We start from the raw sequence: 22,177 nt of genomic DNA on the forward strand, positions 1-22,177 counted from the left end.
TGCGGGTTGAATCATCATCCCATCCAACCTTAATTATTCTTGCATGAACGACACTGCTACTCCTGCTTCGTCGCGCTTGGCTCGCACCGACCTGCTGCGCTCCCTGCAAAAGGCCTTTGGGCTGGCTGTGGCCGCCGAGCAGCCCGGCGCGCCCTCCGTGCCCGAGCTCATTGCCCAGGCCGAAAACCAGGGCCGCCGCCGCTTCCTGGCCAACAGTGCCCGGTTTGGCGTGCTGGCCGGCGCCACCGGTCTGCTGGCCGCCTGCGAAACCGTGGCCCCCGAGCCCGCTCCAGACCTCACGGCCTTCCGGGGCAGCAACGCCCAAGGCGGCGCGGCGCGGGTGGTGATAGTGGGCGCCGGCATGGCGGGCCTCAACTGCGCCCTCAAGCTGCAGAAAGGCGGCGTTCAGGCCAGCCTCTACGACGCGAGCACCCGTGCGGGCGGGCGCATCTTCACGGCCAAAAACCTGATGGGCAACGGCCTCACCACGGAGCTGGGCGGCGAATTCATCGACAGCGGCCACGTCGACATGCTGAACCTGGTCACGGAATTTGGACTGCCGCTCTACGACGTGGAATCGCCCAGCGAAACGGCTCTGGAAAAAGACACTTACTTCTTCAACGGCCGTCGGTACTCGCTGCAGGAGGTTATTCAGGCCTTCCAACCCTATGTAGCCCGCATCACCGACGACGTGCGGGCCATGCCCAACACCATCGTGTTCGACAATTATGGCGCGGCCGGCCCCTACGACCAGCTGTCCATTGCCGGCTATTTCGATTCCATTGGCATGACGGGCATGATTCGCACGCTGCTGGAAGTGGCCTACGTGACCGAATACGGCCTTGAAGCCAACCAGCAGACGGCCATTAACTTCCTCTGGCTGTTTTCGCCCGACACCCGCAAGGGCACGTTCGACATTTTCGGCATCAGCGACGAGCGGTACAAGATTCAGGGCGGCAACCAGCGCCTGACCGACGCCATGGCCCAGCGCCTGGCCGGCCAGATTACGCTGCAGCACAAGCTCACGGCCATTGCCAAGCCCGCCGACGAGTACCTACTCACCTTCCAGCAGGCCAGCGGGGCCACCGTCACCGTGGCGGCCGACGTCGTGGTGCTCACCATTCCCTTCAGCGTGCTGCGCCAGGTAAGCCTCAACTTGCCCTTGCCCGCCTGGAAGGTCAACGCCATCAACAATTTGGGCTATGGCACCAACGCCAAGCTGTTTTTGGGCTTCAACAGCCGCCCCTGGCGCACCAACGGCTGCACCGGCTACATCTTCTCCGACCAAGCCACCCAAAGCGGCTGGGACGGCAGCCAGTTGCAGCCCGGCACCGCCGGCGCCTACACCGTATATGTAGGCGGCCAGGTAGGCGTCGACATGGGCACCGGCACGCCGCAGTCGCAGGTGAGCCGCTTCCTGCCCACGCTGGAGGCCGCCTGGCCCGGCACGCAAGCCCAGTACAACGGCAAGGTGGAGCGTTTCCACTGGCCCAGCCACCCGCTCACGCGCGGCAGCTACGCCTGCTACCGCCCCGGCCAGTACACCAGCATTGCCGGGGCCGAAGGCCGCCCGGTGGGCAATCTGTTTTTTGCCGGCGAGCACTGCAGCGCCTATTTCCAGGGCTACATGAACGGCGCCGCCGAAACCGGCCGCCTGGCGGCCCAGGCCGTGCTGCAGGCCGCCACCACCAAAAAGGTGGCCCTGCTCTCGCGCTTCCGCCGCGCGGCGGTGCCCGCGTAGGTTAGCGGCGCAGTAGTTGACAAAAGTCCCTCGTTTTCGTCCGGAAGCGAGGGACTTTTTGATATAATTGCTCCTTCGGATTAAGCTTGGCAAGGTATTTATTTTGCTTCTTTACCGTTGGCGCACCGTGGCTCTAATAACTTTGGGGGGCCATTGGCCTTTGTGACGCTTCTTTTTTAGCTATGACCATCAATACGTTTCGTGTGATGCGCCTGCTGGGCGCATTCTTTATCTGTTTCGCGCTGGCGGCTCCGGCATCGGCCCGCGTGGCGCCTCGGGCCGCAGTAGCCGACGTGCCTCCCCTCGACGGCCTCTGGAAAGGCCAGCTGAAAGTGCCCGGCGGGCAGCTCGAAGTTATTTTCCGCTTCGTGAAGCTTACCGGCGGCGAGTACTTCGCCACCCTCGACGTGCCCCTGCAGAAGGTGAGCCGCATGGCCGTGAAAACCGAGGTGAAAGCCGACACCGTGCGCCTGTTTGCCGAAGAAGCCAACAGCCGCTTCATTGGCAAAGTATCGGCCGATGGCAAGCAGATGGTGGGCACTTGGCAGCAGCCCGGCTTTAAGGTGCCCATGACGCTGACCTTTAGCGCCCTGCCCGCCATGAACGCCAAAAACGTGCGCCTCACCCCGCCTTACCGCGAAGAAGAGGCCACCTTCAGCAACCTGAGCGTGAACACCCGCCTCAGCGGCATGCTCACCATTCCGGCCGGCCCGGGGCCGTTTCCGGCCGTGGTGCTGCTCTCCGACGCCGGCCCGCAGGACCGCGACGGCACCGTGGGCGACTTTGCGCCCCTGGGCCTGCTGGCCGATTACCTCACCCGTCGCGGCGTGGCCGTGCTGCGCTTCGACGACCGCGGCGTGGGCAAGTCGGGCGGCACGCCCGCCGTCACCACCGCCGACCTGGTAAGCGACGCCCAAGCCGGCCTCAACTACCTGCGCACCCGCCCCGAAATCGATTTGGCTCATTTGGGCTTGGTGGGCCACGGCGAGGGCGGCAACGTGGCGCTGCTGGCCGCGGCGCAGCCCCTGCCGCCGGCCTTCGTGGTGGCGCTGGCGGCCTACGGCCTGCCCGGCCGCGACATCGTGGTGCAGCAGCAGGCCACCACCCTGCGCACCCTCGGCACGGAGACGGCCCAGATTGAGGCCGCCACCAAGCGCCAGCAGGCCATGCTGGAAATCATTCGCCAAACCACCGACAACGCCCAGGCCCAGGCCATTGTGGCCAACATGCTGAAGCAGAACAACGCGGCCATCGACAACGCCACCGCCCAGTCGAGCGCGGCCGAAATGACCTCGGCCCGCTACCGCTATTTCCTGGCCTTCAACCCCGTCGAGAAACTCAGCGCCGTGGCCTGCCCGGTCCTGCTGCTCAACGGCACCTCCGACCTTACCATCAACGCCGACGCCAACCTGAACGCGCTGAAAAATGGCCTGGGCAAGAACAAAGCCGTGACCGTGAAGAAGCTGCAAGGCGTGAACCACCTCTTCCAGCCCGATGCCACCAAGTGGCCCATCATCAACGGCCAGCCCCAGCCCAACTTCTCGCCCGAGGCCCAGGAAACCATCCGCGAGTGGATTGTGGCCCAGACGAAGAAATGATGCGGCCCCCGCTCGGTACCTGCTGAGGTGCAAGGCCGCACGGGCTACCCACGGCCGGCACCAGATGCCATAAGACACGAAAAGGGCCCTGCTGTGAAGCAGGGCCCTTTTCTATTGACACTTTAATGAGGTTGCTGAACGGCGGCAAAGCAGCACAGCACCCAATAATGCATTACTTAATCATGTCTACTTCGGCCTTAATCATGGCGTTGTAGCGGCGGCCCTGGCCGTTGGCCAGCGTGAGCAGGTTCCAGCCCTTGCCGATGGTGTAGCTCCAGGTGCGGCTTTCCTTGTACTCGAAGGTGGGGCGCATAATCTGGCCGTAGGGCGTGTAGTTGTCCATGAAGTTGGTGGTGTAGAACTTGTCGCCGCCCACAATCCACTCCATGGCCACGAAGAAGCCTTCTTCCGGCGCCGGGATGTTGTAGGTGCTCAGGTCGATGGTGTACCACTCGCCGCCGCGCGAGGCCGAGACGACGACGTTTTCGGTGAGCAGGTCGGTGTTGGGGGCGTTGTAGTTGCCGTCGGCCTTGTAGAGGCGCACGCGGAAGGGCTCGCGCGGGAAACCGTTTTCGCCGATGTAGAACGAGACCGTGCGCACGTTGCCCAGCTTTTTCTGCTTATCGTTCTTCACGAAGAAGGCGTACTGCGAGCCCGGCAGGCCCTGAATCATGCCCTCGCCCGGGTTGTTCGACTTCGAGCCCAGTTCCAGGTTTTTCACCTTGCCGCCCTTCACCGTCACGTTGCCCAGCTCAATCACGCGCTTCTTGAGCTCGATGATGAGGTCTTCGGTGGCGCCGCGCTTGATGAAAATGGCGCTGCGCTCGTAGCCCAGCGTCATCACGATGAGGGAGTCTTGGCTGGTTTTTTCCAGGCCGGCTAATTGGAAATATCCGTACTCGTTGGTGAGGGCACCGGTGCCCTCCTCACGCAGGCCAATGGAGGCAAACGGCACCGGGTCTTTGGTCTTGGCATCCACGACACGACCAGTAATGCGGTTTTCCTGCGCCCAGCTCAGCGCCGGCAATAGCAGCAGAACCCAGAATGCGAGAAAAGGTAAGCGTTTCATCATTGCCAAAAATAATATAGTTGGATGTCGACTGGCAAATTTACAAATTCCGAGCCATACTATTGCCATTGATAGTCAATGAAGGCAGTAATGAATTTGGGGAATGCAAATTGAAATCAGCGAGCTAAGCCCGCAAATTGGCCCGTATTGGCCTAAAAATACGTTCCAAATAGCTGGGTTGGATGTTGCATTTTTCCCGATAAAATTCCCAAACGAACATGGACTGGTTTGTTGCGTACCGGGGCCAACATTTATTCATTCACCTTTTTCTTTCTAACGTGAAAAAATGCCTCCTTTTCTCTGCTCGCGGCCGGCGCCCTGCTGGCCAGCTGTGAAACCAAACACGCCGAAACCAAAGACCAACTGACCGAAGCCGGCCAGGACACCGCCGTGATGGCCCGCGACGGCCAAACGGCCGCCGGCATGGTCAGTTCGGCCGACAACGCCTGGGACCTGACCAAAGCCAAGTTGGCCGACGTCAAGTTCAAGGAAATTAACGCGCCGGGCGTAACCGTGCGCGGCGACAGCACTTATAATGTGTATAGCGTGGACGAAACCGTGCTGTTCGACACCGACAAGGCCGACATCAAGCCCAACGCGGCCGAAACCCTGAAGCAGATTACAGGCTCCATTAGCCAGCGCTACGCCAGCAGCCAGGTGCGCGTGATGGGCTTTGCCGACTCGCGCGGCGACAAAAGCTACAGCCAGGACCTGAGCGAGAAGCGCGCCGAGGCCGTGAAAAGCTACCTCGTGAGCCAGGGCGGCATCGAGGCCGGCCGTGTGAGCGTGGAGCCCATGGGCGAAGCCATGCCCGCGGCCTCCAATGCCACGCCGGAAGGCCGCCAGGAAAACCGCCGCGTCGAAATCGCGGTACGCACCAAATAACCCAGCCGCGCCCTGCACCGCGGGGCTGCGAAAAGAAAAGCCCGGATGCCCCCGCATTCGGGCCTTTTTCGTGGCGGTTGGGAGGGCGGCGCGTTCCGTAGGGCCCCGGGCCAGAGTCAATACATCTTAAAATACCTTTTCTGAAAAGTGCTGCTCATTTTCGATGCTTGATAAACAGAATCTTGCGGAAGAATACGGCCGTTTTTTTCTGAATGCGCGGCCGGCCTGCGTACCTTTAGGGTGCCATAAATGGATTCGTATTATTTGAGATGAACAGGTACTTATTTTGGGCTTTGTTGTGGCTGGCCGGGCCGTGCGCCGCGCGCGCCCACGCGGTAGTTCCAACGGGCGACAACATCCCCCTTGCCGGATTGTGGAAAGGCAAGCTGCCCGTGCTGGGCGGGCAACTGGACCTCACCATCAGCGTGGTGCCGCTGGCGGGCGGCAAATATTTTGCGGCCCTCGACGTGCCGGCCCAGAAAATGACCCGCGTGCCTACCGAAGTCACCGTGCGCGGCGACTCGGTGCTGCTGGCCATGCCCGGCGCCGGCAGCCGCTACGCCGCCCGTTTCGACCGCGAGAAAAACGAGCTCAACGGCACCTGGACGCAGGGCACCGTGAAGTCGGCGGTGCTGCTGAAACACTCGCCCATGCCCACGCTCAACGGCCCCAGCACCCGCCTGGCCCCGCCCTACCGCGAAGAGGAAGTGATGTTCAGCAACCCGGTTTCGCGCCTCAGCCTGAGCGGCATGCTTACGGTGCCTGCCGGGCAGGGCCCCTTCCCGGCCGTGGTGCTGGTGAGCGACGTGGGCGCGCAGGACCGCGACGGCACGTTCGGCGACTACCACATGATGGGCTCGCTGGCCGACTACCTTACGCGCCGCGGCATTGCCGTGCTGCGCTACGACGACCGCGGCGTGGGCAAGTCGGGCGGCAGCACCGCCACGGCCACCACCGCCATGCTGGTGAGCGACGTGCAGGCCGCCATCAACTTCTTGCGCTCGCGCCTGGAAGTGAACATTAGCCGCATCGGCGCCATTGGGCACGGCGAAGGCGCCGACGTGGCCCTGATGGCTGCCGGCGCGCCGCTGCCTCCGGCGTTTGTGGTGTCGCTGGCTGGCTACGGCCTCACCGGCGAGCAGACGCTGCTGCAGCAGCAGGTGACCGAGCAGCGTGCGCAAAAGGTCGACCCCGCCAAGATTCAGGCGGCCTACGAGCGGCAGCGCACCATGTACGACATCATTCGGCAAACCAACGAGCCGCAGGCCAAGTCCATTGTGGCCAATATGCTGCGCCAGGACCACCCCGACCTCGACGCCAAGGAAGCCCAGGTGCAGGCCGTGAAGCTCCTCACGCCCTGGCGCCACTTTTTCCTGTCGTACGACCCCATTGCCGAGCTCGACCAGGTGGCCTGCCCGGTACTGCTGCTCAGCGGCACCGACGACCAGGAAGCCCCTGCCGAACTGCACCTCACCGCCCTGGAGAAAGAGCTGAAAAGCGTGAACCGCGCTACCGTGTCGAAACGCCTGCCCGGCGTGAACCACCTGTTCCAGCCCCCCAAAACGGAGTGGACCCTGATGAACGGCGAAATGAAACCCATGTTCTCCCCCGTGGCCCTCGACGTGATTCGGGAGTGGATTGTGGGACTAGGGGTTAAGAAGTAACCCGTTAATTTGCTGCTTGCCGGTACTGCTGGCTAAACAAAAAGGCCCTGCTGTGCAGCAGGGCCTTTTTGTTTGTGCAGAGCTGCCTTTGGCCGAACAGCCTTGCCGCAAAGAATGGGCGAATCAACGCGTTACTTAATCATGTCGACCTCGGCCTTAATCATGGCGTTGTAGCGCAGGCCCTGGCCGTTGGAGGCGGTGATAAGGCTCCAGCCCTTGCCGATGGAGTAGTTCCAGGTGCGGCTCTCCTTGAATTCGAAGGTGGGGCGCATAATCTGGCCGTAGGGCGTGTAGTCGTCCATGAAGTTGGTGGCGAAAAACTTGTCGCCGCTCACCACCCATTCCATGGCCACGAAGAAGCCTTCTTCCGGCGCAACAATATTATAAGGAGTGAGGTCGACGGTGTACCACTGCCCGCCCTGCGGCGCCGAGACGACGACGTTTTCGGTGAGCAGGTCGGTGTTGGGGGCGTTGTAGTTGCCGTCGGCCTTGTAGAGGCGCACGCGGAAAGGCTCGCGCGGGAAGCCGTTCTCGCCGATGTAGAACGAGACCGTGCGCACGTTGCCCAGCTTCTTTTTCTTGTCGTTCTTCACGAAGAAGGCGTACTGGCTGCCGGGCAGGCCCTGAATCATGCCTTCGCCCGGGTTGCTGGCTTTGGCGCCGAGGCCCAGGTTTTTCACCTTGCCGCCCTTCACCGTCACGTTGCCCAACTCCACGGCCCGCTTGGGAACTTCGATGGTGAGATTGGTGAGCGGCACGCCGCGCTTCACCAGCACAGCTCGGCGGGCGTAGCCCAAGGCCACCACCACCAGCGAGTCGGCGGTGTTTTGGGTGGGCGCTGGCACAATGAACACGCCGTGCTCGTTGCTAAGCGCGCCGATTTGCTCATTTTTGAGGCCAATAGAAGTAAAAGGCAGCGGCTCTTTGGTGTCTTTATCAACGATTACGCCCTTGATTTGAACCTGCTGCGCCCGGCCTACGGTTGCAGCGCCGGATAAAAATAGTGCTATAAAAAGTAGGCGTTTATACATAAGATGCTAGGTAGACCGAACAAAATTACAAATTAGAGAGCGGAAAGTTATTAGAAATTATTAGGACATACAACCATTGCGGAGAAGCAGGGCCCTAGCGCTCCTAAAATTGCATTATTGCCGAGGGCTAAATCAGTGGCCAAAAAATGATGGCGTCGGGAAAGCTTTTGCCTTCGTACCTTTGTTTGTATTCTTTCTAAATAAGCTTTCACGCATCTCCCACCCGTGGCATTATTCCGTCGTTCATCGCAACAGGTCGCCGTCAGCGCCGCCACCCGGCGCACCGCCAAAGACCTGCGCTTGGGCGAAAGCGGCACCATTTGCTGCTTGGAAGACCCCGAGATGGCACTGAAGCTGCTGGAAATGGGTTGCGTGCCCGGAGTGAAAGTGCGGCTCAGCGGCCGTGCCCCCCTGGGCGACCCGCTGATGCTGGTGCTGGGCGACCAGGAGTATACCTTATCGGTGCGGGCCAACGAGGCCGCCACCATTTTGCTGAAAGAATAGGGCGCAGCGTATGGCGGCGATTTTGAGCAACCCCTCGGCGGCGGAAGCCGTCGCCTTGCAAACCGGCCCGGCCGCCGGCGCGCGGCCCATGCGCATCGCCCTCATCGGCAACCCCAACAGCGGCAAAACTTCGCTGTTTAACCAGCTCACGGGCCTCAACCAAAAGGTGGGCAACTTTCCCGGCGTGACGGTGGACCGCAAGTCGGGCTTCGCGCAGCTGACCGCCACGCAGCGGGCCGAAATCGTGGACCTGCCCGGCACCTACTCGCTCTACCCCAAAAGCCTGGATGAAAAGGTCATTACCGACCTGCTGTACGACAAGACGTCGGCCAGCTACCCCGATTTTGTGGTGGTGACGGTGGACGCCAACAACCTGCGCCGGAGCCTGCTGCTGTTCACCCAACTGGGCGACCTGGGCCTGCCCGCGGTGCTGGCCCTCAACATGATGGACGTGGCCGAGCGCCACGGCGTCAACATCGACCTGCCGGCGTTGGAGCGGGAGCTGGGCGTGCCCATCATCCCGATGAACGCCCGCAAGGGCATTGGGGTGGCCGCGCTCAAGATTGTGATGGCCCAGCGGCTCGACGCGCCGCCCGTGCGCTGCTGGCAGCCCGACGAAAAGCTGCTGCCGCTCGTGCGCCAGATTCGCTACTACTTCGACCTGCACAACGACTACCTGGCGCTGCACTACGCGCAGCAATTCCGCCAAATTGGTTTCCTGAGCGCCGATGACAAGGCCTACCTGCAGGAGTTGACGCAGAAATACGGCTTCGACGCCACCGCCCAGCAGGCCAGCGAAACCATTGCCCGCTACGCCCGCATCAACGAAATTTTGCTGGAAACGGTGACGGTGACGCGCACCGAAACCCGCGAGCCGGTGAGCAACCGCATCGACCGGGTGCTGACCCACCGCGTGGGCGGCTACCTGATTTTTCTGGCCATCCTGTTCCTGTTGTTTCAGGCCATTTTTGCCTGGGCGCAGTACCCGATGGACTGGATTGACCAGGGCATTTCGGCCCTGAGCGCGACCATTCAGGAAAACTTCCACGGGCCGCTTATTCGGTTGCTGACCGAGGGCGTGCTGGCGGGCCTGGGCGGCGTGCTCATCTTCATTCCGCAGATTGCGCTGCTGTTTGGCTTCCTGGCCATACTAGAGGAAACGGGCTACATGGCCCGCGTCACGTTCCTGATGGACAAGCTGATGCGGCCGTTCGGCCTCAGCGGCAAAAGCGTGGTGCCGCTGATTTCGGGGCTGGCCTGCGCGGTGCCGGCCATCATGGGCGCGCGCACCATCGAGAGCTGGAAAGACCGGATGATAACCATCTTCGTGACGCCGCTCATGTCGTGCTCGGCCCGCATTCCGGTGTACACGGTGCTGGTGGCGCTGGTGGTGCCCGACGAGGCCGCCTGGGGCATCTTCAACCTGCGCGGCGTGGCCCTGATGTCGCTGTATTTGCTGGGCTTGTTCTCGGCGTTGGCCTCGGCCTGGGTGCTGAAAACGGTGCTGAAAGCCCGGGAGCGGAGCTACTTCATCATGGAATTTCCGGTGTACCAGTGGCCGCGCTGGAAAAACGTGGGCCTGACCATTTACCAGAAAGTGCAGGCGTTTGTGCTGCAGGCCGGCAAGGTGATTGTGGCCATTTCGGTGCTGCTGTGGGTGCTGGCGAGCTACGGCCCCGGCCAACGGCAGGAAACAGCCGAAGCCCAGGTGCGGCAAGAAGCACCCGCGCAGCAGTGGAACGACGCCGAAGTAAGCCGTCGCGTGGCCTCGGCCCGGCTGGAAAATTCCTATGCCGGCTCGTTTGGGCGGGCCCTGGAGCCGGCCATCCAGCCGCTGGGCTACGATTGGAAAATTGGCATTGCCCTGCTCACCTCGTTTGCGGCGCGGGAAGTGTTTGTGGGCACCATTTCCACCATCTACAGCGTGGGGCAGGACGCCGACATGGGCACGCTGCAGGAGAAGCTGAGTGCCGAGAAAGACGCCAACGGCCAGCCGTTTTTCACGCCGGCGCGGGCGTTTTCGCTGCTGGTGTTTTACGTGTTTGCCATGCAGTGCATGAGCACATTGGCCGTGACGTACCGCGAAACCAAGAGCTGGAAGTGGCCCCTGGCCCAACTGTTGTACATGACCGGGCTGGCGTACGTGGCCGCATTTGCGGTGTACCAGGTGCTGAGCTGATTCTGGTATTTCCGAACACACAACTGTCCATTTCAAAACGAGGTGTCCAAAATCGGACACCTTTTTTGGTTGACCTTAACTTAGATTGTGACTTAAATATTTGAAAATCATTTGATTATATAAATGGCACGGGGCTTGGCAAGGTTGAAGGGAAACCTCTCTACTGCTGCACGAAAATGGACAGAGCCATTGCTCCTTCAATCCAAAACCAACGCCGCCGCCGCCACTGGCTGCTGGGCGCCGGGGTGGCCGTGGTTGTCTTGCTGGCGGTGCTGGCCTTCCGTTCGGTGCTGAAACCGAGCCTGCGCCGGGCCGACCTACTGACGGCCACGGTGGAAACCGGCGATGTGGAAGCATCCCTGGCTGCCGCCGGCACCGTCATTCCGGGCCGGGAAGCCGTGCTCACCAGTCCCATTCAGAGCACCATCCGGCGGGTGGTGGTGGCCGTGGGTGCCAAGGTGAAGCCCGGCGAAACCATTCTGGAGCTCGACAAAGAGCTGGCTAACTCTTCGCTGGCCAAGCTCGACGACGAGCAGCTGCGCAACCAAAACAAGAACTCGCAGCTGCAGCTCACCCTGGAGCGCAGCCTGAACGACCTGCGCACCCAAGCCGAGGTGCAGGCGGTGAAGGTGCGCAGCCTGCAATCGGCGCTGCGCGACGAACAGCAGCTGTTGAAAATTGGCGGCGGCACCGCCGAAAATGTGCGCCAGGCCGAACTGAACCTGACCGTGGCCCAGCTGGAAGCCCAGCGCCTGGCCCGCCAGATACAGACCCAGCAACGCTCCAACGCCGCCGACGTGCGCGAGCTGGGCTACACGGTGTCGATGCAGCAGCGCAGCATTGCGGAGCTGGCCACCAAGCTGCGGCAGGCCGACATCAGCAGCCAGCAGCCCGGCGTGCTGACCTGGGTGAACGAGAGCATCGGCACCACGGTGCAGGCCGGCGACCCGCTGGCCCGCGTGGCCGATTTGAGCAGCTTCCGCGTCCGGGCCACCATTTCGGACAGCTACGCGGAAGACCTGCACCCGGGCGACCCTGTGGTGGTGCGGGCCAACAACACCGACCTGCGCGGCACCGTGACGACCATCAGCCCGAGCGTGGAAAAGGGCGTGGTGACCTTCTACGCCCAGCTCGACAACCCGCACCACCCGGCCCTGCGCGCCAACCTGCGCGCCGACGTGTTTGTGGTGACGCGCGCCCACCACGGCGTGCTGCGCGTGAAAAACGGCCCGTTTTACACGGGCGGCAAAGAGCAGCCGGTGTTTGTGCTGAAGGACGGCCGGGCGGTGCGGCGCACGGTGCGCTTCGGCGACAGCAATTTTGACTATGTGCAGATAGTGAGCGGCGTGCAGGCCGGCGAAGAAGTGGTGGTGTCGGACATGAAAGACCACCTCGACACGCCCGAGCTGACACTCAAAGACTAAGGCGATGAAGCGAATTTTCCTCTTCTTGCTTGGGTTGCTGGCACTCCTGATGCCGCCAGCCCGCGCCCAGGAGCCCGTGGCGTTGCCGGTGGGCCGCGGCCTTACGCTCGACCAGATTATTGCCCTGGCCCTCGATAAATCGGCGGTGGGCCAGCAGGCGTTCACCACCCGCGAAACCAGCTACTGGGCCTGGCGCGGCTACCAGGCCAACTACCGGCCGCAGTTGGGGCTGCAGGGCACGCTGCCCAATTTCAGCCGGGCCATTGCGCCGGTGGTGCAGCCCGACGGCACCACCAGCTTTCAGTCGGTGCGCATCAATAATTCGGATTTGGGCCTGACGCTGAGCCAGAACATTGGCCTCACCGGCGGGCAGGTGTTTGTGGGCTCGCAGGTGCAGCGGTTCGATGATTTCAATGGCTCGCTGCGCCGCTACAACAACCAGCCTTTCACGCTGGGCCTCACGCAGCCGCTGGGCCAGTTCAACGCCTTGCGCTGGGCCCGGCGCATCGAGCCGCTGCGCTACCAGGAAAGCCAGCGCCAGTACGTAGAGGAGCGCGAAACCATTGCCCAGCGCGTCACGGAGCTGTATTTCGACGTGCTGTTGCAGCAGGTGAACGCCGAAGTGGCCCGCCAGAATGCCACGGCCACGGCCGAGCTGCTGCGCATCGGGCAGGAGCGGTACCGGCTGGGCCGCCTCTCGCAAAGCGACCTGCTGCAGCTGGAACTGAACCTGCTGAATGCCCAACAGGCCCAAACCCAGGCCCAGCTGAGCGCCGAAAATGCCACCGTCGAATTGCAGGGCTACACCGGGCTGGCCGAGGCGCCCGCGCTGGCGGTGCCCGCCCCCGCACCCCAGCCCGCCGTGGCGCCCGCCCTGGCCCTGGAGCAGGCCCGCCAAAACCGCAGCGCCACGCTAGCCTTCCGCCGCCGGCTGCTGCAGGCCGAGCGCGACGTAGCCCAGGCCCGCGGCACCACCGGCTTCCGGGCCACGCTCACGGCCAATACCGGCTACGTGAACCAGGCAGCCTCTTTCGGCGCTACCTACCTCAACCTGCAAAACCAGCAGCAAGTGGCTTTGGCCTTTTCGATGCCGCTGGTGGACTGGGGCCGCCAACGCTCCCTCATCAAAACCGCCGAATTGGCCCGCGACCAGGTGACGCACACCGTGGCCCAGGAAGAGCGCACCTTCGAGCAAACGGTGCTCACCCAGGCCCGGCAGTTTGCCGCGCTGGCCCAGCAACTGCGCCTGGCCGGCCGGGCCGACTCCATTGCCCAGCGGCGCTACGACATTGCCCGCGCCACCTACCTGCTGGGCCGCATCAGTCTCACCGATTTGAGCCTGGCCTCGAACGCCAAAGACGGCGCCAAGCGCGACTACATTTTTGCTCTGCGCTCGTGCTGGGTGGCGCACTTCCGGCTGCGGGCCCTCACGCTGTATGACTTTGAGCGGCAGGCACCCATTGTGGCCACCCGCTGATGATTTGACCCTGTTTCACGCGCTTTTCTCATCTTTTTTCTCATGGAAAATCTGCTCGCCACCTCTTCCCACACCCGCTCGCAGCCGCTGAACGGCGCTGCGGGCGCCCCGCCCGTGCTTCGGCTCACCAACATCGAGAAGGTGTACCAAACCAAGACCATCGAAACGGTGGCGCTGAACCAGGTCAACCTCACCATCAACCGCGGCGAGTTTGTGTCGGTGATGGGGCCGAGCGGCTGCGGCAAGTCGACGCTGCTCAGCCTGATGGGCCTGCTCGACGAGCCTACCCGCGGCACGATTGAGGTAGACGGCCGCACCGTGCAGTCGTACTCCGACCGCGAGCTAGCGGGGCTGCGCAACCTGAAAATCGGCTTCGTGTTCCAGAGCTACCACCTGATAAACGACCTTTCGGTGGTCGACAACGTGGAGGTGCCGCTGCTGTACCGCAAGGGCATGGGCGGCAAGGAGCGCCGCCAGCGTGCCCTCGACGCCCTCGACAAAGTGGGCCTGAGCGCCCGCACAGGGCATTTTCCCAGCCAGCTGTCGGGCGGGCAGCGGCAGCGGGTGGCCATTGCCCGGGCCCTGGCCGGCGGGCCGGAAATCATTCTGGCCGACGAGCCCACCGGCAACCTCGACTCGGTGATGGGCGAGGAAATCATGGACCTGCTGCTGGGCCTGAACCGGCAAGACGGCGTGACCATCGTGATGGTGACCCACGACGAGCAGCAAGCCCTGAAAACGCAGCGCGTGGTGCGATTCTTTGACGGCAGCCAGGTAGGCTAAGCGGTGAACAGTTATCAGTTAACGGTGAGCATTAAAACAGCTCGCGCTGACTGCCAACTGTTCATTTCTCACTGTTAACTGATAACGGAAATCATGCTACTCTCTTACCTGAAAATTGCCTGGAAGGTGCTGATGCGCCGCAAGTTCTTCACGTTCATCAGCCTGTTTGGCGTGAGCTTTACGCTGATGATTTTGCTGGTGGTGATGGCCATGTTCGACCACTTGGTGGGGGCCAGCAAGCCCGCCACGCGCATCGACCGAATGTTGTTCATGAACACCATCCGGCACCAGATGGTGGACGGCCACGGCTGGATGAACATGCCGGCCAGCGTCCACTTCGTGGACGATTACGTGCGGAAAATGAAAACCCCCGAGAAGGTGGGCATCACCACGACCACCAGCAACGCCACGGCCTTCACCAAAAGCAAGCTGCTGGCGCTCGACCTGTCCTACACCGACGGCAACTTCTGGCAAATCATGGATTTTGATTTCGTGGGCGGACGGGCCTTCACCGCCGAAGAAGTGAAAAGCGGCCAGCACGTGTGCGTGCTGAACGAGGCCACCGCCCGCGGCTACTTTGGCAGCGCCGACGTGGTGGGCCGCACCATCGAAATTGACCTGAAGCGCTACCGCGTGGCCGGCGTGGTGCGCAACGTGTCGGCGGCGCACATCTACGCCTACGCCGACGTGTGGGTGCCCTACACCCTGAGCCCGCAGTACTACCGCGACAACCGCCTGAGCGGCGAGTTTCTGGTGGTGATGCTGGCGCCCTCGAAGCAGGCGGTGCCGGCCGTGCGCGAGGAGTACCGGCAGATGCTGAAGCGGGTGGAAATCCCCAATCCCAAAGAGGTGCAAGCCATTTTCTCCTACGCCGACCCCATTCTGGAGAGCTTCACCCGGGCCCTGCTCAACCACCAGGACCAAACCGTGGACGACGACAACCTCGGCGCGTTTTACCTGATAGTGGGTGGCCTGGCCCTGCTGTTTATGCTGCTGCCGGCCCTGAACCTGGTGAACCTGAACGTGACGCGCATCCTGGAACGCTCGGGCGAAATTGGCGTGCGCAAAGCTTTTGGCGCGGCCGGTTCTGATTTGGTGGGCCAGTTCCTGGTCGAGAACGTGGTGCTGGCCCTGGTGGGCGGGCTGCTGGGCCTGGGCCTGGCCGCCGGTGCCCTGGCCCTCGTGAACGAAGCGCATCCGGTGGCCTTTGCGCACTTCAGCCTGAGCTGGCGGGTGTTTGGCTGGGGCATGGTGCTCACGCTGCTGTTTGGGCTGATGAGCGGCGTATACCCGGCCTGGAAGATGTCGCGCCTGAACCCCGTGGCGGCCCTGCGCGGCAGCGGCGAACAGAAGTAACCTAATTGTGTAGCGCCTGTCATCCTGAGCGCAGCGAAGGACCTTCTCACCGTCGCTTCGCTTGAATACTGCCACCTGTTGCAGCGTGCGAAGGTCCTTCGCTGCGCTCAGGATGACAGGCGCTTTTCCTCACAACTTTCCTGTCCACAAAACATGCTACGCCACCTTTTCACCCTCATCTGGAACCGCAAGCGGGCCAACCTGCTGCTGATTTCCGAAATCTTCTTCTCGTTCGTGGTGCTGTTTGGGGTGGGGGCGGTGCTCATCACCGTGGGCAAAAACTACCTCACGCCCCACGGCTTCAACTACGAGCAGCTGTGGCGGCTGGAAGTGCGCGCCGGCCAGGGCCTGAAAATGCCCCGCGCCGAGCTCGACGACGTGATGCGCCAAGTAAAGACCTTGCCCGGCGTGCGCACCGTGGCACTCACCAGCGGCAACTTGCCGTTCATTTTCAGCAACAACACTTCCGATTTCAGCTACCAGGGCAAGGTGTCGGGCACCACCAACGTGTACGACGCCGACGACCACTACGCCGCGGCCACGCAGCTGCACCTGCGCGAAGGCCGCTGGTTTACGCAGGCCGACGATGGCAGCAACCACCGCCCCGTCGTCATCACGCAGGACCTGCGCGAAACCCTGTTCGGCAACGAGCCCGCGCTTGGAAAAATCTTTACCTGGGGCCATCCGGGCAAAGACATCAAGCCCGAAGACGAGTTCCTGGTGATGGGCGTGGTCGACAACGTGAACATGGAAAGCGACTTTTCGGCGCCCATTCCGGCGTTGTGGAAGCGCCTCATTCCCTTCGACACCACCCACTGGGAAACGGCCAACGTGCTGGTGCGGGTGGCCCCCGGCGAGGGCGGCGTGCTGCAGGAAAAAATAGCCCGCACCGTGGCCGGCGTCACGCGGCAGTGGACCACCGAAGTGCGCGTGGTGAACGACGACCGCCTGCACCGGCGCATGTACACGCTGGTGCCGGTGGTGGGGCTGTGCCTCATGGGCCTGTTTCTCATCATCAACGTGGCGCTGGGGCTGTTTGGGGTGCTGTGGTACAACATCAGCCAGCGGCGGGCCGAGATTGGGCTGCGCCGGGCCATGGGCGCTACGGGGGCGGGCATTGGCTGGCAGTTTTTGGGCGAGATGATGGTAATCACCACGTTTGGGGTGCTGCTGGGCGGGCTGCTGGCGGCGCAGTTTCCGCTGCTTCACGCGTTCGATTTGCCCGCCCAGCCTTACCTGCTGGCCATCGGGGCGGCGGCGGCGGCGGTCTATTTCATCACGGCGCTGTGCGCGTGGCAGCCCAGCCGGTTGGCGGCCGCCATTCAGCCGGCCGTGGCCCTGCGCGAGGAGTAGGCCGATGGCGGCTCCGGCGTTATTTTGCCGGTGGGCGGTAACGAACCGGCGCCGGCGCCGGTACCCGGGCAACCCCGGCCGCCCGGCATGCATCTGGGGTATCGAAAGCCATTCTTTTCACTCACTCATTTCCCTTTTTCCGCATGAAAGCTCTCTCCACCTTCGCCCTGCTGTGGCTGCTCGCCTTCGCGCCCGCCTTTGCCCAAACTGCGCCCGAAATTCGCGCCGTGGCTGATTTTCATGCCCTCGAAGTTTCCGACGGGGTGCAGGTGACCGTGGCCTCGGGCACCACGCAGCGCGTGGAAGCCAGCGCCGACAACGCCGAATTTCTGGACCGCCTCAAAACCGAAGTGCGCGACGGCGTGCTGAAAGTAAGCTTTGAACACAAGCTGAACGAGACGTGGAGCAAGGACAACCGCCCGCGCAACCTGCGCGTGAGCATCGTGGCCGGCCCCCTCACCGGCGTGGAGGCCAGCAGCGGCTCCCGGGTGACGGTGAAAAACGACTACGCCGTGAACAACTTCAAGCTGGACGTCTCGTCGGGTGCCGTTTTCACCGCGCCCACTCTGGCCGGCGTGGCCGTGCAGGCCCAGGTGAGCAGCGGCGGTGTGGCCACTCTCGGCGGCAAGGTGCAAAGCCTGAGCGTGCGCGCCTCCAGCGGCGGCGTGTTTAAGGGCCAAGACGTGCAGGCCGCCACCTGCGATGCCAAGGCCTCCAGCGGCGGCACCATCAGCGTGGCCGTGCAGGACAAGCTCATGGCCGATGCTTCCAGCGGCGGCGACGTGCGCTACGCCGGCTCGCCCCAGGTCACCAAGCACACCAGCAGCGGCGGCAGCGTGAAAGGGCGGTAGCATCCCGCCCGCCTGCCCGCCGCACTCACCTTTTTTCTGCATTATGTTTCTCATCGTCGACGACGACCTGGCCGTCCGCACGTCGCTCCGGCTGCTGCTGAAGCAGGCCGGCTACCCTGCTCAGGCCGTGGCCACGCCGGCCGAAGCCCTGGCCGTGGTGCGCGAAGCCCCGCCCACGCTGGTGCTCATGGACATGAACTTCTCGCTGGCCACCACCGGCGAAGACGGCCTGGCCCTGCTGCGCGATATGAAGCAGCTGGCCCCGCAGGTGCCCGTCATCCTCATCACCGGCTGGGGCTCCATCAGCCTGGCGGTGGAGGGCATGAAGGCCGGCGCGGCCGAGTTTGTGACCAAGCCATGGCACAACGACGCCCTGCTCCAAACCATTCGGACGGTGCTCAGCCTGCACGATGCCCACCCGGCCGACGCCGACAGCCCCAGCGCCAGCCGCCGCCAGCTCGACCGCCAGTATCGTTTCGCCGACATCATCGGGCAGGATGCGCAGCTGCTGCACGTGCTCCGCAACGTGGGCCAGGTAGCGCCCACCGATGCCTCGGTGCTGATTGAGGGCGAAAGCGGTACCGGCAAGGAACTCATTGCCGAAGCCATTCACCGCAACAGTCAGCGCAAAAACCAGCCGTTTGTGAAGGTGAACCTCGGGGGCATTTCCAGCAGCTTGTTTGAAAGCGAGATGTTCGGCCACCGCCGCGGCGCCTTCACCGACGCCAAGGCCGACCGGGTGGGCCGCTTCGAGCTGGCCAACGGCGGCACCATCTTCCTCGACGAGATAGGGGAGCTAGAGCTGGCCAGCCAGGTGAAGCTGCTGCGCGTGCTGCAAGACCGCACCTACGAGGTGCTGGGCGACTCCAAGCCGCGCCGCCTCGACATCCGCGTCATTGCCGCCACCAACCGCAACCTGGCCGAGATGGTGCAGCAGGGCCGCTTCCGCGAAGACCTGTTCTACCGCATCAACCTGATTACGGTGCGCCTGCCGGCCCTGCGCGAGCGGGCCGCCGACATTCCGCTGCTGGCCCAGCACTTCGTGGACCAATTGCGCGCTACCTACCACCGCCCGGCCCTGAAGGTGGGCGCCCGTGCCATGCACTGGCTGCGCGAGCAGCCCCTGCCCGGCAACATCCGCGAGCTGAAAAACCTGGTGGAGCGCGCCGTGCTCGTGAGCGGCAAAGACGAGCTGGGGCCCGAAGACTTCCAAGCCAACGCCCAGCGGCTGCCCGCCCGCGCGCCCGCGCCCGGCGAGCTGCCCACCCCCGGCACCATGACCCTGGACGAGTTGGAAGCCCAGATGATACGCCAGAGCCTGGCGCATTACGACGGCAACATCAGCCGCGTGGCCAAGGCATTGGGCCTGAGCCGGGGCGCGCTGTACCGGCGGTTTGAGAAGCACGGCATTCCGTTCGACGAGTAGGAGGTAGGCTTTCCGCAACCCATGACGCTCCGCACCCAATTCCTTCTTTTCGTCACCCTCATTCACGCCGTGCTCATTGCGCTGGCGGCCCAGCTGCGCACCACCAACCCGACGCTCTTCGTGGCTTCGGAGGCGCTGCTGCTGGCGAGCATCTACCTCACGGTGCGGCTCTATCGGGGATTTGTGCGGCCGTTTCAGCTCATCGCGGCGGGCACGGCGGCCATCCAGGCCAAGGACTTCTCGATGAAGTTTGTGCCGGTGGGCCAGCGCGAGATGGACCAGCTCATCGACGTGTACAACCACATGATTGACGAGTTGCGGCAGGAGCGCGTGAGCCAGCATGAAAAGAGCTTTTTGCTGGAGCGGCTCATTGAGGCCTCGCCGGCCGGCGTGCTCATTATGGATTTTGAAGGCCGCATCGACAGCGTGAACAGCGCTGCCGAACGCTTTCTCGGGCAGCCGGCCCAGGCGCTGCTGGGCCAGCTGCCCGCCGCGCTGCCGGGCGCCTGGGGCCCGGCCTTGGCCAACCTCACCGAAAAGCAGCCGCAAAGCCTGCGCCTCTCAGGCCTGCAAACCTACCGGGCCCACGCCGCACATTTCTTCGACCGGGGCTTCACGCGGCGCTTCATTCTGCTCGAAGAGCTGACTCAGGAGTTAATCCAGCAGGAAAAGCAGTCCTACGGCAAGCTGATTCGGATGATGTCGCACGAAATCAACAACTCCATCGGCGCCATCAACTCCATCCTGCACAGCTTCGAGCATTACCGGCCCCAGCTGCATCCCGCCGACCAGCCCGATTTCGCGCAGGCCCTCGACGTCAGCATCGCCCGCAACACCCAGCTGGCCAACTTCATTGCCAACTTTGCCCGACTGGTGCGGCTGCCCGCCCCCGTGCCCCAGCCCACCGACGTGCACGCCCTCCTGCGTGGCATTTGCCGGCTGCTGCAGCCCCAGAGCGAAGAGCGGCACATCCGGTGGCACCTCGACATTCCGGAAACACCGCTGCTGCTGCATTTCGACGCCCAGCAACTGGAGCAAGCCCTCCTGAACATCGCCAAAAATGCCCTCGAAGCCATTGGCCACGACGGCAACATCTGGGTGCGCACCACCGCACAGCCGCCCACCGTCACCATCGAAAACGACGGGCCGGGCCTGACGCCCGAAATCAGCCAGCGCCTGTTTACGCCTTTCTTCAGCACCAAGCGCGATGGCCAGGGCATTGGCCTGACCTTAGTGCGCGACATTCTGCAGGCGCACGGGTTTCGGTTTCAACTCACCACCCAAAAGGACCAACGCACAGCTTTTTTTATCGAAATGACCTCTTGATGGAAGGGTGTTTTTCTGCAAAACATCCATTTAGAGATAAAGTGACCTGAAAAATTAGGGTGTATCTGTAAATGATGTTGCATAACTTCGTGGAGTAGCCCATCATCTGCTCCCTGTTATGACTCGCAAGCAATACCTGGCCACTGCCTGCCTCGGCTTTATCCTTCTATTGGCCGGAGTTGCAGCCTTTCTGCCCCAAAGCCACCCCGAAGCCGCCGCCGACGCCTTCAATCCCGCCGACTTGGCGTGGATGCTTTCGGCCTCCGGCCTCGTGCTGCTGATGACGCCGGGGCTGGCATTTTTCTACGGTGGCATGGTGAGCAAGCGCAACGTCATCTCCACCATGCTGCAGAGCTTCATCGCGCTGGGCGTGATTTCGATACTGTGGTACGTAGTGGGCTTTTCGCTGGCGTTTGGCGACAGCATCGGGGGCGTGATTGGCAACCCGCTCACGTTCTTCCTGTTCAACAACGTGGGCACGGCCCCGCACCCGCGCCTGGCCTCCAACCTGCCGCTGGTGCTATTTGCGGCGTTTCAGCTCAAGTTTGCCATCATCACGCCGGCCCTCATCAGCGGTGCCTTCGCCGAGCGCATCCGCTTTTGGGGGTACCTGCTGTTCATGTGCCTGTTCAGCCTGTGCATCTACTGCCCGCTGGCCCACTGGACCTGGCACCCCGACGGCTTCCTGTTTAAGTGGGGCATACTGGACTTTGCCGGGGGCACGGTGGTACACATCTCGGCCGGGTTTGCGGCGCTGGCGGGCGCGCTGGCCCTGGGCCGCCGCCGCACCCACCTCGAAGGCCACACCCACGTGCCGCCCAACGTGCCGTTCATTCTCATCGGCACGGGTTTGCTGTGGTTTGGCTGGTTTGGCTTCAATGCCGGTTCGGCGCTGGCGGCCAACGCCACGGCGGTGCAGGCCTTTATGACCACACACCTGGCCTCGGCCGCCGCCATGCTCACTTGGATGATGATTGAGGCCGTGCGCGGGCAGCGGCCGTCGGCGGCGGGCGCGGCCATTGGCGCGGTGGTGGGCCTGGTGGCCATCACGCCGGCGGCGGGCTACATTAGCTACGGTCCGGCGCTGTTCATTGGCGTGGTGGCGGCGGCCATCAGCGCGGGCGCTGTCGATTTGAAGAACAAAACCACCCTGGACGATACCCTCGACGTGTTTCCCTGCCACGGCGTGGGCGGCATCGTGGGCATGATTCTCACGGCCGTGTTTGCCAAGAACGGCGGCCTAGCCACCACCGGCGAATGGACGCTGCTGCTGCGCCACCTCGGGGCCCTGGCCTTCATCTCCGTCTTCACTTTTGGCGGCTCTTACCTACTCTACAAGTTCACCAACCTGCTCATTCCCATTCGGGTAAATGCCCGCCACGAGGCCGACGGCCTCGACATGAGCCAGCATGGCGAGACGGTGTTGCCCATCGTGCCCGAAGCCGTGCCCGAAAGCGAACTGCGCTACGTGGTGCGCGCCTCGTAGCGACGTCGTAAATAATCAGCATGA

Annotated in this window: 17 protein-coding genes; 15 read left to right on the forward strand and 2 right to left on the reverse strand. The window is 63.1% G+C overall.

Going from position 1 to position 22,177, the window contains the following annotated elements; translation table 11 throughout:
* Positions 1-43 precede the first annotated feature (43 nt).
* Positions 44-1,741, forward strand: a complete 1,698-nt coding sequence (locus JAO73_RS01925) for an NAD(P)/FAD-dependent oxidoreductase (RefSeq protein WP_198975489.1) — start codon at positions 44-46, stop codon at positions 1,739-1,741.
* Between the two features lie 182 nt (positions 1,742-1,923).
* Positions 1,924-3,339: an alpha/beta hydrolase family protein gene (locus JAO73_RS01930; RefSeq protein WP_198975490.1), complete on the forward strand. Its 1,416-nt coding sequence runs from the start codon at positions 1,924-1,926 to the stop codon at positions 3,337-3,339.
* A gap of 172 nt (positions 3,340-3,511) precedes the next feature.
* Here JAO73_RS01930 and JAO73_RS01935 read toward each other — a convergent pair whose 3' ends face one another.
* Positions 3,512-4,411 (reverse strand): carboxypeptidase-like regulatory domain-containing protein, encoded by a 900-nt coding sequence (locus JAO73_RS01935; RefSeq protein WP_190926616.1) that lies wholly within the window; start codon positions 4,409-4,411, stop codon positions 3,512-3,514.
* A 390-nt stretch (positions 4,412-4,801) separates the two neighbouring features.
* On the opposite strand from JAO73_RS01935, the gene JAO73_RS01940 reads away from it, so the two are divergent.
* Entirely contained in the window at positions 4,802-5,293 is a 492-nt protein-coding gene (locus JAO73_RS01940) for an OmpA family protein (protein ID WP_233168665.1), read from the forward strand.
* A gap of 269 nt (positions 5,294-5,562) precedes the next feature.
* Entirely contained in the window at positions 5,563-6,957 is a 1,395-nt protein-coding gene (locus JAO73_RS01945; protein WP_198975492.1) for an alpha/beta hydrolase family protein, read from the forward strand.
* 131 nt (positions 6,958-7,088) lie between these two features.
* Here the strand turns inward: JAO73_RS01945 and JAO73_RS01950 are convergent, their stop codons facing one another.
* On the reverse strand, positions 7,089-7,988 hold the full coding sequence (locus JAO73_RS01950; protein WP_198975493.1) for a carboxypeptidase-like regulatory domain-containing protein: 900 nt from the start codon (positions 7,986-7,988) through the stop codon (positions 7,089-7,091).
* A 225-nt stretch (positions 7,989-8,213) separates the two neighbouring features.
* Here JAO73_RS01950 and JAO73_RS01955 point away from each other — a divergent pair, with 225 nt between their 5' ends.
* From JAO73_RS01955 to JAO73_RS02005, 11 genes are all read left to right on the forward strand, one after another.
* On the forward strand, positions 8,214-8,492 hold the full coding sequence (locus JAO73_RS01955; RefSeq protein ID WP_190926625.1) for a FeoA family protein: 279 nt from the start codon (positions 8,214-8,216) through the stop codon (positions 8,490-8,492).
* Positions 8,493-8,514: 22 nt separating this feature from the next.
* Entirely contained in the window at positions 8,515-10,671 is a 2,157-nt protein-coding gene (gene feoB, locus JAO73_RS01960) for a ferrous iron transport protein B (protein ID WP_410504796.1), read from the forward strand.
* Between the two features lie 176 nt (positions 10,672-10,847).
* Positions 10,848-12,095, forward strand: a complete 1,248-nt coding sequence (locus JAO73_RS01965; protein WP_198975494.1) for an efflux RND transporter periplasmic adaptor subunit — start codon at positions 10,848-10,850, stop codon at positions 12,093-12,095.
* A 34-nt stretch (positions 12,096-12,129) separates the two neighbouring features.
* The gene (locus tag JAO73_RS01970) at positions 12,130-13,572 is read left to right on the forward strand and encodes a TolC family protein (RefSeq protein WP_233168632.1); all 1,443 of its coding nucleotides are present in this window, start codon (positions 12,130-12,132) and stop codon (positions 13,570-13,572) included.
* A 114-nt stretch (positions 13,573-13,686) separates the two neighbouring features.
* Positions 13,687-14,355 carry an ABC transporter ATP-binding protein gene (locus JAO73_RS01975; protein WP_198975718.1) on the forward strand — a complete coding sequence of 223 codons (669 nt, stop codon included), beginning with the start codon at positions 13,687-13,689 and terminating at the stop codon, positions 14,353-14,355.
* Positions 14,356-14,448: 93 nt separating this feature from the next.
* Positions 14,449-15,711 carry an ABC transporter permease gene (locus JAO73_RS01980; RefSeq protein ID WP_198975495.1) on the forward strand — a complete coding sequence of 421 codons (1,263 nt, stop codon included), beginning with the start codon at positions 14,449-14,451 and terminating at the stop codon, positions 15,709-15,711.
* Between the two features lie 153 nt (positions 15,712-15,864).
* Positions 15,865-17,064, forward strand: a complete 1,200-nt coding sequence (locus tag JAO73_RS01985; protein ID WP_198975496.1) for an ABC transporter permease — start codon at positions 15,865-15,867, stop codon at positions 17,062-17,064.
* Between the two features lie 143 nt (positions 17,065-17,207).
* Positions 17,208-17,915, forward strand: a complete 708-nt coding sequence (locus JAO73_RS01990; RefSeq protein WP_198975497.1) for a head GIN domain-containing protein — start codon at positions 17,208-17,210, stop codon at positions 17,913-17,915.
* Between the two features lie 43 nt (positions 17,916-17,958).
* Positions 17,959-19,341: a sigma-54-dependent transcriptional regulator gene (locus JAO73_RS01995; RefSeq protein WP_198975498.1), complete on the forward strand. Its 1,383-nt coding sequence runs from the start codon at positions 17,959-17,961 to the stop codon at positions 19,339-19,341.
* A 21-nt stretch (positions 19,342-19,362) separates the two neighbouring features.
* A complete protein-coding gene (locus JAO73_RS02000) occupies positions 19,363-20,667 on the forward strand; it encodes a sensor histidine kinase (protein WP_198975499.1) in 1,305 nt (434 codons plus the stop codon).
* A gap of 118 nt (positions 20,668-20,785) precedes the next feature.
* Positions 20,786-22,153 carry an ammonium transporter gene (locus JAO73_RS02005; RefSeq protein WP_198975500.1) on the forward strand — a complete coding sequence of 456 codons (1,368 nt, stop codon included), beginning with the start codon at positions 20,786-20,788 and terminating at the stop codon, positions 22,151-22,153.
* Positions 22,154-22,177: the final 24 nt, after the last annotated feature.

This window comes from Hymenobacter miniatus, assembly GCF_016427455.1.
Taxonomy (GTDB): domain Bacteria; phylum Bacteroidota; class Bacteroidia; order Cytophagales; family Hymenobacteraceae; genus Hymenobacter; species Hymenobacter armeniacus.